Raw genomic sequence first — 12512 nt, forward strand, 5'->3', positions numbered from 1 at the left:
GAAGCGTTCGTCACCGCCTACCCTTCCGAATCAAACCGAAAGTGCCCGGTTTGGCAAGCGGACGGCCGGTGGCCGGGAGGCCGGGGCCGCCGGGCCGTACCGGGGGGCGGGTCCGCCGGGCCGTGCCGGGCGGACGGGTCCGTACCGGGCGGGCGGCGGAGAGACCCGGCGGTGCGGCGGGGTCCCGGGCGGACCTCGACGGACCGGTGCCGCGGACCGGTGCCGCGGTCAGGGGCGGCCGGCGGGCGGGCCGGACCGGCCGCGCAGCTCGGCGCGGAACTCCCCGGGCGTCCGTCCGGTGCGGTGCTGGAAGAACTTGGAGAAGTTGGCGGCGTCGGTGAAGCCGGTCCGGTCCGCCACCCTGGCGATCGGCAGCTCGCTGTGGGCCAGCAGCCTCTTGGCCTCCAGCACCACCCGCCGGTCCAGGAACTCCTTGGCCCCCACCCCGGCCGCGCGCACCGTGGCGCGGGACAGGGTGCGCACCGAGTAGCCGAGCGCCTCCGCGTAGTCGGCGACCCGGTGGGTGCGCGCGAAGTCGCGCTCGACCGCGTCCCGGAACCGGAGGAACGCCGGCGGGGGTTCGGCGCCCCGGCCGGCGGGCGGGGTCTGGTGCGCCAGCCGCAGCACCAGCACCGCCAGCAGATGGCGGAGCGTCTCGGTGTGCACCTCGGGGGGCAGGCCGTGCCCGGTGCGGAAGGCGTACGCCAGGTGCCGCACCGCGGCGAGGACGGCCCGGCGGTCCTCCCCGGCCGGCTGCCACCAGGTACCGGCGAACCGGTCGTCGAGACCGGCGGTGCGGGCGGTCCGCGGCGGGAGGAAACCGGGCTGGAAGAGGACGACGGTGCCCTCGACCGCCCCCAGATCGCCGACCTGCTGCACCTGACCGGGGCGGACCCACAGCACGCCGCCGGCGCTCAGCGGGTACGCGGTGAAGTCCACGGTGTGGGTGGTGGAGCCGCGGTCGATGACGTAAAGGGAGTGGAACCGGGGGCGCTGCGGAGCGTCGAACTCTCCCTCGGGGGCGCGCCGGCGCAGTTCGCGCAGCGACATCACCTCCACCCCTTCCGGTGTCCCGGCCGGCGGGCGGTAGGGGATGTCGGGGATCTCGTCCTGTCGCTTTCTCACCATGTCCGGTCTCCAGGCTACCTCGCTGACCAGCGGGGTGCGCCGTACCGTGGAAAGCGCTGGCGGAAACGGATAACCGCCGGCGATACCGTTCCCGGTTCCCACCCTGATGATGTGCAGGAGAATTCCCATGGCGAGGATCGCCCTCTTCGGTGCCGGCGGCACCATCGGCCGGCGGATCGCGGACGAGGCGCTGTCCCGCGGCCACGAGGTGACCGCGGTGGTCCGCGACCCGGCCCGGTTCGACCGGCAGGCGCCCGGGCTGACCGTGACCACCGGTGACGTGCTCGATCCGCAGTCGGTCGCGGCCGTCGCCTCCGGACAGGACGTGGTGGTCAGCGCGGTGGGCCGGAAGGACGGGCCGGGGAGCCTGGCGCTGATGGGGCCGTCCGCCCGGTCGCTGGTGGAGGGGCTGCGCCGGCTGGGCCCGCAGGCACCGCGGCTGATCTCGGTCGGCGGCGCGGGCAGTCTGGAGACCGCACCGGGCGTGAAGGTCTGGGACGCGCCCGGGCTGCCCGAGGGCCTGGTGCAGATCATGCGGTCGCACGGCGAGGCCCTGGAGGTCTTCCGGGCCGCCCCGGACGTCCGGTGGACCAGCCTGAGCCCGGCCGCGACCATCGAGCCCGGCGAGCGGACCGGACGGTACCGGACCGGCACCGAGCAGCTGGTGACCGACGCGGAGGGCAGGAGCTACATCACGGCCGAGGACTACGCCGTCGCGCTGGTGGACGAGATCGAGAACCCGCAGCACGTCGGCGAGCGGTTCACGGTCGCCCACTGAGCGGCGCCGGGCGCGCGGCCGCACCCGCCGGTCCGCGACCGACCGCGCGGGGCGCGTGCCCGGCGGTGGGCGCCGGCGCGGGGAGCGCCCGCGCCGGCCGGGGCCGCCGCCCACGGTGCTGTTCCGCGCCGGTCGGCACCGTCCGTCAACCCACCGACGGGCCATGACCTCGAACACGACGACGGGCCCCGGCCCTCATGAGGGGCCGGGCCCGTCGTTCCCTCGCGCCGGTGCGCCCGTACCCGCCCCGGCGCGGGCCGCCCGGTGGCCGGCGCTCCTCCCCCGCCGGGAGCGCGGCCTCCGGTGCGCCGGCCCCGCCGGGGCCGGCACCCGCGGTCCGGTTCAGTCGGCCCGCAGCCGGGCCCAGACGACACGGCCGTGCCCGGCGCCGGCGGGCCGGTCGCCCCAGGCCTCGGCCAGGGCGCACACCAGCATCAGCCCGCGCCCGCTCTCCTCGTCCGCCCCGGCCCGCCGCGCCGTGGGGCCGACCGGTCCCCCGCCCTGGTCGGCCACCTCGACGTACACCGCGCGCCCGGCGGAGTCGTCGGCGCGTATGACACACAGGATCTGATCGGTGCCGGTGTGCACCAGGGCGTTGGTGAACAGCTCCGACATCACCAGTTCGGCGGCGTCGCAGACCTCCGCGCCGAACCCCCATCCCGGCAGCCGGGATCGGACCCGGCGGCGGGCCGCGGCGACCGAGGCGCCGTGCGCGGGCAGCTGGAATCTCTCGTGGCGCAGGCCGAGACGGGTACCGCCGACGGACGTGGGGCGGAGCATCGTCGTGCTGTGAGGCGAAGCCACGGGCATGTGCCTTCCATCTACCGGTCAGGGGAACGGGTGGTGCAAGTCCTCGTGCGCGCGGCCCGGTTGCAGCATGCCGCAGCGTCACTATCCAATCTGTGAGGGTCAGTTGGCAAGAGGCGTTCTGCAATTTGCAAAATAGCGAGTGCACTCTGTCGCCTCCAGGGTGGTCATGGCACACTGACCGTGTCGTCGGACGTCCTGGAGGAGCGACGTGGGTGAAGCGCGGTCGGCCCCGACCGTCGGGCAGATGGTTCTCGGCATGCGGCTGCGCGCGCTCCGCGAGGCCGCGGGGGTCTCCTTCGACGAGGCCGCCCGGGCGCTGCACGTCAACCCCACCACGGTCCGGCGGATGGAGAAGGCCGAGGTCGGCCTCAAGCTGCCGTACGTCGAGAAGCTCCTGCAGACCTACGGCACCCCGCGGGAGGAGATCGACGCCTTCCTGGCGCTGGCCGAGGAGGCCAACCGGCCCGGCTGGTGGCACCGTTTCCGCGATGTGCTCCCGGAGTGGTTCAGCCTCTACGTGAGCCTGGAGGAGGCGGCCATAAGGATCAGGGCGTACGAGCCGCACTGCGTACCGGGTCTGCTGCAGACCGAGGAGTACGCCCGCGCCCTGCTCCGGGTGGGCTTCCCGCTCGCCCCCGAGGAGGAGATGGACCGGCGGGTGGAGCTGCGGATGCAGCGCCAGGCGCTGCTGGACCGGACCGACCCGCCGCCGCCGCACCTGTGGGTGGTCATCGACGAGGCGGTGCTGCGCAGACCGGTGGGGGGCCCGGCGGTGATGCGGACCCAGGTGGACCGGCTGATCGAGGCCATCGCCCTGCCGAACATCACGCTCCAGGTGCTGCCGTTCGCCGCCGGGCCGCACCCCGGCATGTACGGGCCCTTCCAGATCTTCCGGTTCGCCATACCGGAACTGCCGGACATCGCCTACGGAGAGAGCCTGACCGGCGCCGGATACATCGACCAGCGCACCGATGTGGCCGTCTACCTGGAAGCTTTGGACCGGATGTGCACCCAGGCCACTCCGGTGCACCGAACCGAGGCGTTCCTCGGCGCGATTCGCAAGGAGCTCTGACTGTGGATCACATATACAACGGCATGCCCTCGAAGAACCTCGGCACCGAGGGCTGGCAGAAGCCCTGGAGCGGACCGAACGGCGGCGCCTGCGTCGAGGTGATGAAGCTCGGTGACGGCCGGGTGGCGCTGCGCCAGTCCACCGACCCCGACGGACCCGCCCTGATCTATGCCTACCACGAGATCGAGACCTTCATCCAGGGAGCCAAGGCCGGCGCGGCCGACTTCCTGCTCACCTGAGCCGGTCCGGCCCGCGGGTGACCCTCACGGGTCCGCGCCGTCCGGCACGCCGCCCCCGCCGGCACCGCCCGGTACCGCGCGGCGCCACCCCGTACACCTCCCGCGGCGCGCTCCGCGAGCCCGGGACCTGACCACTCCCGACCGCCAGGCGGCGACAAGACCCGATTGGAGGGCCGCATGACCGCAGACGGCCTCGCACCCGGCCAGATCGACACCAGCCGGCCGCATCCGGCCCGCATGTACGACTACTACCTGGGTGGCAAGGACCACTACGAGGTGGACCAGGACGCCGCCGCCCACGTCATGGCGATCTATCCGAGCATCAAGACCTGTGCCAGGACCAACCGGTCGTTCATGCACCGGGCCACCCGCTGGCTGGCGTCCGAGGCCGGCGTCCGGCAGTTCCTGGACATCGGCACCGGCATCCCCACCGAGCCCAACCTGCACCAGGTGGCGCAGGCGGTGGCCCCCGACTCCAGAGTGGTCTACACCGACAACGACCCCATCGTCCTCGCCCACGCCCAGGCGCTGCTGCACAGCACCCCGCAGGGCCGCACCTCCTACATCCAGGCCGACGTCCGGGAGCCGGAGCGCATCGTCAACGCGCCCGAGCTCCACGAGACGCTCGACCTGAGCCGTCCGGTCGCGCTGTCGCTCAACGCGCTGTTGCACTTCGTCCCGGACGAGTTCAAGCCGTACGACATCGTCGGCCGTCTGGTTGACGCCCTGCCCTCGGGGAGCTACCTCGTGCTCTCGCACTGCACACCCGACTTCGACCCGGAGACCTGGGCGAAGGTCGTGGAGATCTACCGCCAGGGTGGCATTCCGGCCCAGGTCCGCAGCCGGGCCGAGGTCCAGGAGTTCTTCGAGGGGCTGGAGCTGGTCGCCCCGGGCGTCGAGGTGCCGCACCGGTGGCGCCCCGACGACGCGGCGGAGGCCACCGGGGTGACCGACGCCGAGGTGTCGCTGTACGCGGGTGTGGCCCGCAAGCCCTGACGTCTGACGGTCCGCCACCCGCGCGGTACCGCCCACCGGGTGGTCCCGCCGCCGGTGGTGGGCCGTCCGGCGGAGCGCCGGGTCGCGCCGCGCGGCGGGCCCGGTGAGCCTGGGGGGATGACCGGTACCGTTCCCGTCCGCGCCCCCGGCACCCGCGCCCCGGCACCCGTACCGGTCCGGCGGCGCGCGGTCCCCTGGCTCGCCCTGGTGGCGCTGGCCTTCGCCGCCGTCCAGCTGGCCCTGGTGGTGCCGCGGACCTCCGTCGGGCTGCTGTGGGACGAGAGCGTCTACGCCTCGCAGGTCGATCCCCGGCACCCGGCGGCGTTCTTCAGCGCGCCGCGCTCGCGCGGCGTGAGCGTGCTGGTGGCACCGCTGGTCGCGGTGACCGACTCGGCCGCGGTGATCCGCACCGTGCTGGCGCTCGCGTCGGCGGCGGCGCTGTACGCGGTGTTCCGGGTGTGGCGGCCGCTGCTGGGGCACCGGGCGACGGCCTGCGCCGCGCTCTTCCTCGCCGGGCTGTGGATCACCCAGATCAGCGGCTCCCAGGTGATGCCCAACCTCTGGGTGGCGTACGGCGCGGTGGCGGCGGTCGGCTGGTTCCTCCGGGCCCCCGGCGAGCCGCGCGCCCGCTGGTGGCTCGCCGCGGCCCTGGCCGCCGTCACCCTGCTCCGCCTGCCCGAGGGCGGCTGGCTGGCGCTGCCGCTGCTGGTGGCCGCGGCGACGGTGCCGGCCTGGCGGTGCGCGCTGCCCGCCGTCCTCGCCGGCCCGGCGCTGGGCGCCGTGCAGTGGGTCGTCGAGGCGTACGTCCGGTTCGGCGGCGTCCCGGAGCGGCTGCGGACGGCCGGCGCCACCGAGGGCGGCATGCACCCGCACTGGAACGTGGGCACGGTGCTGCGCAGCCTCAACGGCCCCCTGCTGTGCCGGCCCTGCGGGACCGACGGGCCGCACCCGCTGATGACCCTGTGGTGGTGGGCGCTGCCGCTGCTGACCGCCGCGGCCCTGGTGACCGCCCGGCGCCACCGCCGGACCGCCACCGCACTGCTGCCCGTGGTGTGCGCCGCCTCGCTGGCCCTGTCCTACCTGTTCCTCATCGGGTTCTCGGCACCGCGCTTCCTGCTGCCGGCGTACGCACTGCTGTCGCTGCCGGTCGCCGCCTGGGTGGTGCACACCGTCGGGCACGCCCGGTCCCGGGTCCGGGCCGCCACCGTGGTGGCCGCGCTGACCGCCGCGCACCTGGGGGTGCAGACCGCCGTGCTGGTCCACTCCACGGCCTCCACCGCCGCCACCGCCCGGGTCTACCAGCGCGCCGCCGCCGACCTGCGGGAGCTGGGGCTGCGGCCGCCGTGCCTGGTGACCGGTCCGCGGGCGCTGCCCGTCGGCTACGCGGCCGGCTGCGCCTCGGCCCAGGTGGCGGGGAACAACCGCTCCACCACCGCCGCGGAACTGCGCCGCCGGGCCGCCCGGGTGCCGGCCGCCGCGCTCGCCGGGCGGGGCGGGGGGACGGCCCCGCACTTCGCCCGGGACTGGGTCCGGCACACCATGCCGCGCACCGGCTGGACGGTGACCTCACCACGCCGCTGACCGGAGAGGCGGCTGGGGCGCGCCCGAGGCGGAGGGGTCGCCGGGGCCGGAGGGGTCGCCGGGGCCGGAGGGGCCGCCGGGGCGGAGGCGTCCATCGGCCGCGTGCGGGCCGGGCCCAAGCGGTACGGCGTACGGGCGGTACGGCATACGGGCGGGGGCCGGCCGGGCACCCCGGTACGTCCGTCAGGCACCACGGCGGGACGGTCGCCGGGCGGTCGGCACGGCGGACGGCCGGGCCGCTCGACGGGCGGACGGCACGACGGATCACCGGGCACGGCGTCCGGGTGGAGTCGGATCGCCGGGGCGCGCCGTCCGGGCGGGGCGCGGCAGCCGGGGCACGCGGTGCGGTGGAGGTGCGGCAGGCGGGGCGCGCCGCGCTCCGGCCGCCGCACCCGCCGCTCACCGGCCGGTGGGGCCGCTCACCAGTCGGTGGGCGCGTAGTCCTTGAGGAAGCAGCCGAACAGGTCCTCGCCGCGCTCTCCCCGGACGATCGGGTCGTACACCCGGGCGGCGCCGTCCACCAGGTCCAGCGGGGCGTGGAAGCCGGCCTCGGCCAGCCGCATCTTGTCCGGGTGCGGGCGTTCGTCGGTGATCCAGCCGGTGTCGACGCTGGTCATCAGGATGCCGTCGGTCTCGAACATCTCCCGCGCGCTGGTCCGGGTGAGCATGTTGAGCGCGGCCTTGGCCATGTTGGTGTGCGGGTGCCCCGCACCCTTGTAGCCGCGGCTGAACTTGCCCTCCATCGCGGAGACGTTCACCACGTACTTGCGGCGCGCCGGGGAGGCGGCCATCGCCGCGCGCAACCGGCTGACCAGGATGAACGGCGCGGTCTCGTTGCACAGCTGCACTTCCAGCAGCTCCACCGGATCGACCTCGTGGACCCGCTGGATCCAGGTGTTGGTGGCGTCCAGGTCGGGGATGAGGCCGCCCGCGTCGATCGCGGTCCCGGCCTCGATCCGGGCGGGCGAGGCGGAGCCGGGGGTGAGCGCCAGCGCGGCCACGTCATCGGGGGTCAGTGCGCCGTCCCGGCCGGTCCGGGGCGCGGGCAGCGCCGCCTGGGCACCGCTGCCGAAGGTGCCGATCACCTCGGAGGCGGGGAGTTCCCCGGCGGGCAGCGGCGCCGACTCGCCCGCGATCAGCTCGGCGTACGCCTGCCGGCTGCGGCGCACCGTCTGCGCGGCGTTGTTGATCAGGATGTCCAGCGGTCCGGCGGCGCTCACCGAGTCGGCGAGCGCGACCACCTGCGCGGGGTCGCGCAGGTCGATGCCGACGATCTTGAGCCGGTGGAGCCAGTCCGCGCTGTCCGGCATCGCGGTGAAGCGCCGGACCGCGTCGTTGGGGAAGCGCGTGGTGATGGTGGTGTGCGCGCCGTCGCGCAGCAGCCGCAGCGCGATGTACATGCCGATCTTGGCGCGCCCGCCGGTGAGCAGGGCCCGGCGCCCGGTCAGGTCGGTGCGGGCGTCCCGCCGCGAACGGTTCTCCTGGGCACAGGTCTGGCAGAGCTGGTGGTAGAAGGCGTCCACCTCGGTGTACCGGGTCTTGCAGACGTAGCAGGACCTGGGGCGCTCCAGGATGCCGGCGATCTCGGTGGTCACCGAGCTGGTGAGGGCCCGGCCCAGGGTCTCGTCGTCGATCCGGTCGGCGGCCCCGGTGGCGGTCGCCTCGGTGACCGCGCGGTCGTGGGCGGTCTTGGCGGCGCGCCGCTCCTGGCGGCGGCGCTGCTTGACCATCCGGTAGATGCCGGAGGTGGCGCGGCGGACCGTGATGGCGTCGGGGTGGTCCAGCGGCAGCTCGTCGAGTTCGGCGAGCACGCCGAGGCAGACCGCCAGGCGCTCGGGGTCGATGCCCGGGTGCCGCTCGGTGCCCGAGCCCGTCTCTTCGGCCCGGCCGCTGTCAGTCACCGTCATCGCCGCTGCCGCTTCCTGGTTCGTCTGTTCTACCGGTACTCCGGCGGAACTGTACGAAAGCGGAGGCGGCGACGCCAAACCGGTGGTGGCGCTCAGGGCGCGCCCATCAGCGGGCCGAGCCGGTGCAGCAGTGTCGCCAGCGCCGCCCGCTCCTCGTCGGTGAGGGCTTCCAGCGCCTGGTGCACGCCGTGCATCTCCGCCCGCAGCCGGGCGATCAGCTCGGTCCCGGCGGCGGTGGGGGTGACCAGTTTGACGCGCCGGTCGTGCGCGGAGGGCGTTCGTTCGACCAGACCGCGCGCCTCCAGCCGGGTGATCAGACCGGTGGCGTTGGAGGCGTCGCACACCAGGCGGTCGGCGAGGATCCGCATGGGCAGCGGGCTGCGGTCCACGGCGCTCAGGGCGCGGGCCTGCGCGGTGGTCAGCCCGTGCCGGGCGGCGGCGCGGCTGAAGTCGTGGTAGTAGCCACGGACGACGACGGCCAGCGGATCGATCAGGTCGTCGGGCGCTGGTGGCTGGGAGGACATACCGCCATCGTAATGACCACCCGGCGCACCAGCGGTCTCCGGTCGGCGGGGGCGGGCGTGCCCCGGCGGTCCGCGGGCCGCCGCGACGGTCCGCGGACCGGCGACCGGGACGGGCGAGGAGGCGGCCCCCCGGCGCCGGGCGGGCGCCGGGGGGCGGCCCGGCGCCCGGAGGACGGCGGAGGCGCACGGCGGAGCCGGAGCGGCCGAACGGTCCCGCGGCGGACCCGGGCGGTAGACGGCCGGAGCGGGAGGCGGGCCCGGCCCGAGGGGCGCAGACGGGACCGTGGCGCGGGCGGTGGCGGCCCAGCCGGCATACGCGGACGGCCCGGGGCCCCGTGCGCGGTCACCGTCGCCTCCGCCCCGGGGCCGGCACCCACGCGCCGTTGACCGGCCTCCCGGCACCGGGAGGGCATCGGCGGACGGCCCGGCGGACAACAGCGGACGGGAGGACAGCGGAGCCGGAGCGGTCGGACGGTCCCGCGGCGGACCCGGGCGGTAGACGGCCGGAGCAGGAGGCGGTACCGGACAGGGGCCCGACCCGAGGGGCGCAGACGGGACCGGGCGGGCGGCCCGGACCGGACAGCGGGGCCGGGCCGCGCACCGGAGGCGGGACCGGGCACCGGAGGCGGGACCGGGCACCGGAGGCGGGACCGGGCAGGGGCACGGGCCGACTGCGGGGCCGGCGCGGGGCGGCCGGACCGGGGACGCCCCCGGAGGCCGACCGTGGGTGCCGGGCGCAGCGGGGTCGCCCGGGAGGGTGCCCTCGGGCGGGCCGGGCGGCGCGTCGGCGGCCGGTGCCCGGCCCGGACGGTGCCCGCGTGCCAGACTGCCGCCCGGGCGTCGACGGGGTGACGGGAGCCACCGGTGGTGACGGAGCAGCGTGACCTGGCCCGGGCCAGAGCCCGCCAGGAGGTCGGCCGGCTGATCGCGGCGGGGGTCCGCGGCACCGCTGTGACCTGGGTGGACAACGCGGGGCTGACGCGGGTGAAGGCGGTCCCCACCGACCGGCTGGAACAGGTCGTCAGCCGTGGCGTGGGCATGTCGCCGGTGTTCGACGTCTTCCTGGTGGACGACTCGATCACCGACAGCCGCCATGTCGGCGGCCCGGACGGCGATCTGCGGCTGTTCCCCGACCTGTCGCGGCTGACGCCGCTGGCCGCCCAGCCCGGCTGGGCCTGGGCACCGGCCGACCGCTACGACCAGCGGGGCGCCCCGCACCCGGTGTGCCAGCGGTGGTTCGCACACCGGATGACCGAGCGGGCCCGGCGGCGCGGCCTGGAGGTGCGCGTGGGGTTCGAGACGGAGTGGGTGGTGATGCCCGCCGACGGCCCGGCCCCAGGTGGCACCGGCGGTCCGGCCCCGGGCACCGCCGACACCGGGCCGGCCTACGGGATGGCCCGGCTGGTGGCGCACTCCGACTACCTCGCCGCGCTGCTCGACGCGCTGCACGCCCAGCACGTGCCCGTACTCCAGCTCCACCCGGAGTACGCGCCAGGGCAGTTCGAGATCTCCGCCGCCCCCGCCGGGCCGGTCGAGGCGGCGGACACCGCGGTCCTGGTGCGCGAGACCGTACGGGGGGTGTCGGCCCGCCACCGGCTGGCGGCGGTCTTCGGCCCGGTGGTCGAGCCCGGGCAGCTGGGCAACGGCGGCCACCTCCACCTCAGCCTCCGGCAGCAGGACCGCAACCTGTGCCGCGGCGGGGACGGGCCGTTCGGGATGACCGCGACCTGCGAGGCGTTCCTCGCCGGGGTGCTGCGGGAGCTGCCCGCGCTGCTGGCGGTCGGGGCACCCTCGCCGGCGAGCTACCTGCGCCTGGTGCCGTCCCGGTGGGCCGGTGCCTACCGGTGCTGGGGGCTGGAGAACCGGGAGGCGGCGCTCCGCTTCATCTGCGGCCCGGCCGACGACCCGGACGCCGCCAACGCCGAGGTGAAGTGCTTCGACGCGGCGGCCAATCCGTATCTCGCGGTGGGCGCGGTGATCGCCGCGGGCCTGGCGGGGATCGACGCGGGCCTGCGTCTGCCGCCGCCGGTCGCCGGTGACCCGGCCCGCGCGGACGAACCACCGCCCCGGCTGCCGGAGTCGCTGGAGGAATCCGTGCGCCACTTCGAGGAGTCGGCGGTGCTCCGCGAGGCGCTCGGCGAGCCGCTGTGGGAGTCGGTGGCGGCAGTGCGCCGCGCCGAGTGCGCGCTGTTCGCGGGGGCCACCCCGCAGGAGATCGCCGCCGCCACCCGCCGGCGGTACTGAGCGGTGCCGGTGCCGCTGCCGGCGCTGATCGACCACCACTGCCACGGGGTGGTCCGTACCACGGTGGCGCCCGGGGCGTTCGCGGCGCTGCTGACCGAGTCGGACGCCCCACCGGCGCCGGGCACCAGCTTCTTCGACACCCAACTGGGCTTCGCGGTCCGCCGCTGGTGCCCGCCGCTGCTCGGACTGCTGCCGCACTGCCCGCCCGAGCGCTATCTGGCACGGCGGGCGGAGCTGGGGGCCGGGGAGGTCACCCGGCGGCTGCTGCGCGCCAGCGGCATCCGGACCTTCCTGGTGGACACCGGGCTGCCGGGGGACCTCACCACCCCCGGGGAGCTGGCCGAGGCGGCCGGGGGCGACGCGGCGGAGGTCGTCCGGCTGGAGAGCCTCGCCGAGCGGGTCGCCGACCACACCCCGGCCGCCGGGGCGTACCCGGAGGCGGCGGTGGACGCGGTACGGCGGGCCGCGCGCACCGCCGTCGCCTTCAAGTCGGTGGCCGCCTACCGCTGCGGCCTGGACTTCGCACCGGGCCCGCCGGCCCCGGCCGAGGTCCGCTCGGCGGCCGGCCGCTGGCTCACCGCACGCCGGCCCGGCACCCGGCTCACCGACCCGGTCCTCATCCGCCATCTGCTGTGGGCGGCGGCCGGCACCGGTCTGCCGCTCCAGTTGCACACCGGTTTCGGCGACCCCGACCTGGATCTGCGCCGCGGTGACCCGCTGCTGCTCACCGGTTTCATCCGCGCGGTGCGGCACACCGGCTGCCCGCTGGTCCTGCTGCACGGCTACCCGTACCACCGGAGCGCGGCCTGCCTCGCCCAGCTGTACCCGCACGTGTACGCGGACATCGGCCTGGCGGTGGGGCACGCCGGGGTGCGGGCGGCGGCCGTGGTCGCCGAGGCGCTGGAACTCGCCCCGTTCGGCAAGCTGTTGTTCTCCACCGACGCCTACGGCCTGCCGGAGCTGTACCTGGTGGGCGCCCGGCTGTTCACCGGCGCGCTCTCCGCCCTGCTGGAACGCTGGGTCGCCGAAGGCGCCTGGTCCGCCCCCGACGCCGCCCGGGTCGCCGCCCTGGTCTGCGCGGACAACGCCCGCCGCCTCTACCGCCTGTCCCCGGTGCCGCCGGCGTCCCCGGGGTGACACCACGGGCGGGCCGGACCCCGCCACGGCCGGCACCCTGCTCACCACCGGCACCGGCCACGACCGGCTCAGAGCGCACGACCGGCCCAGCGCTCA

Annotated in this window: 11 protein-coding genes; 7 read left to right on the top strand and 4 right to left on the bottom strand. The window is 76.0% G+C overall.

Annotation, left to right across the window (positions count from 1 at the left end; translation table 11 throughout):
- Positions 1-228 precede the first annotated feature (228 nt).
- Positions 229-1128, bottom strand: coding sequence for an AraC family transcriptional regulator (locus tag IHE55_RS01770; RefSeq protein ID WP_197987397.1), 900 nt, complete (start codon positions 1126-1128; stop codon positions 229-231).
- A 127-nt stretch (positions 1129-1255) separates the two neighbouring features.
- Here IHE55_RS01770 and IHE55_RS01775 point away from each other — a divergent pair, with 127 nt between their 5' ends.
- Complete coding sequence (locus IHE55_RS01775) at positions 1256-1906, top strand: NAD(P)-dependent oxidoreductase (RefSeq protein ID WP_197987398.1); 651 nt, start codon at positions 1256-1258, stop codon at positions 1904-1906.
- Positions 1907-2248: 342 nt separating this feature from the next.
- Here the strand turns inward: IHE55_RS01775 and IHE55_RS01780 are convergent, their stop codons facing one another.
- Positions 2249-2716, bottom strand: a complete 468-nt coding sequence (locus IHE55_RS01780; RefSeq protein WP_232265414.1) for an ATP-binding protein — start codon at positions 2714-2716, stop codon at positions 2249-2251.
- Between the two features lie 244 nt (positions 2717-2960).
- Here IHE55_RS01780 and IHE55_RS01785 point away from each other — a divergent pair, with 244 nt between their 5' ends.
- The 4 genes from IHE55_RS01785 to IHE55_RS01800 all read left to right on the top strand — a co-directional run bounded on the left by IHE55_RS01785 (position 2961) and on the right by IHE55_RS01800 (position 6604).
- A complete protein-coding gene (locus IHE55_RS01785; protein ID WP_197987399.1) occupies positions 2961-3788 on the top strand; it encodes a Sco1979 family transcriptional regulator in 828 nt (275 codons plus the stop codon).
- Between the two features lie 23 nt (positions 3789-3811).
- Positions 3812-4027, top strand: coding sequence for a DUF397 domain-containing protein (locus tag IHE55_RS01790; RefSeq protein WP_197991721.1), 216 nt, complete (start codon positions 3812-3814; stop codon positions 4025-4027).
- Between the two features lie 177 nt (positions 4028-4204).
- Positions 4205-5023 (top strand): SAM-dependent methyltransferase, encoded by an 819-nt coding sequence (locus IHE55_RS01795; protein WP_197987400.1) that lies wholly within the window; start codon positions 4205-4207, stop codon positions 5021-5023.
- A gap of 117 nt (positions 5024-5140) precedes the next feature.
- Positions 5141-6604: a hypothetical protein gene (locus IHE55_RS01800; RefSeq protein ID WP_232265415.1), complete on the top strand. Its 1464-nt coding sequence runs from the start codon at positions 5141-5143 to the stop codon at positions 6602-6604.
- 419 nt (positions 6605-7023) lie between these two features.
- Here IHE55_RS01800 and IHE55_RS01805 read toward each other — a convergent pair whose 3' ends face one another.
- Both IHE55_RS01805 and IHE55_RS01810 read right to left on the bottom strand, forming a co-directional pair.
- Positions 7024-8511: an SDR family NAD(P)-dependent oxidoreductase gene (locus IHE55_RS01805; protein ID WP_197987401.1), complete on the bottom strand. Its 1488-nt coding sequence runs from the start codon at positions 8509-8511 to the stop codon at positions 7024-7026.
- A gap of 92 nt (positions 8512-8603) precedes the next feature.
- Positions 8604-9035 (bottom strand): MarR family winged helix-turn-helix transcriptional regulator, encoded by a 432-nt coding sequence (locus IHE55_RS01810; RefSeq protein WP_197987402.1) that lies wholly within the window; start codon positions 9033-9035, stop codon positions 8604-8606.
- Positions 9036-9899: 864 nt separating this feature from the next.
- Here IHE55_RS01810 and IHE55_RS01815 point away from each other — a divergent pair.
- Complete coding sequence (locus IHE55_RS01815; protein ID WP_197987403.1) at positions 9900-11279, top strand: type I glutamate--ammonia ligase; 1380 nt, start codon at positions 9900-9902, stop codon at positions 11277-11279.
- 9 nt (positions 11280-11288) lie between these two features.
- Complete coding sequence (locus IHE55_RS01820) at positions 11289-12416, top strand: amidohydrolase family protein (protein ID WP_372442743.1); 1128 nt, start codon at positions 11289-11291, stop codon at positions 12414-12416.
- Positions 12417-12512 lie beyond the last annotated feature (96 nt).

This window comes from Streptomyces pactum (assembly GCF_016031615.1).
Lineage (GTDB): Bacteria > Actinomycetota > Actinomycetes > Streptomycetales > Streptomycetaceae > Streptomyces > Streptomyces pactus.

What these genes read in the sequence shown, in the direction of transcription:
- IHE55_RS01770 (WP_197987397.1), bottom strand. Translation starts at nt 1,128, where the DNA reads ATGGTGAGAAAGCGACAGGACGAGATCCCCGACATCCCCTACCGCCCG.
- IHE55_RS01775 (WP_197987398.1), top strand. Translation starts at nt 1,256, where the DNA reads ATGGCGAGGATCGCCCTCTTCGGTGCCGGCGGCACCATCGGCCGGCGG.
- IHE55_RS01780 (WP_232265414.1), bottom strand. Translation starts at nt 2,716, where the DNA reads ATGCCCGTGGCTTCGCCTCACAGCACGACGATGCTCCGCCCCACGTCC.
- IHE55_RS01785 (WP_197987399.1), top strand. Translation starts at nt 2,961, where the DNA reads ATGGTTCTCGGCATGCGGCTGCGCGCGCTCCGCGAGGCCGCGGGGGTC.
- IHE55_RS01790 (WP_197991721.1), top strand. Translation starts at nt 3,812, where the DNA reads ATGCCCTCGAAGAACCTCGGCACCGAGGGCTGGCAGAAGCCCTGGAGC.
- IHE55_RS01795 (WP_197987400.1), top strand. Translation starts at nt 4,205, where the DNA reads ATGACCGCAGACGGCCTCGCACCCGGCCAGATCGACACCAGCCGGCCG.
- IHE55_RS01800 (WP_232265415.1), top strand. Translation starts at nt 5,141, where the DNA reads ATGACCGGTACCGTTCCCGTCCGCGCCCCCGGCACCCGCGCCCCGGCA.
- IHE55_RS01805 (WP_197987401.1), bottom strand. Translation starts at nt 8,511, where the DNA reads ATGACGGTGACTGACAGCGGCCGGGCCGAAGAGACGGGCTCGGGCACC.
- IHE55_RS01810 (WP_197987402.1), bottom strand. Translation starts at nt 9,035, where the DNA reads ATGTCCTCCCAGCCACCAGCGCCCGACGACCTGATCGATCCGCTGGCC.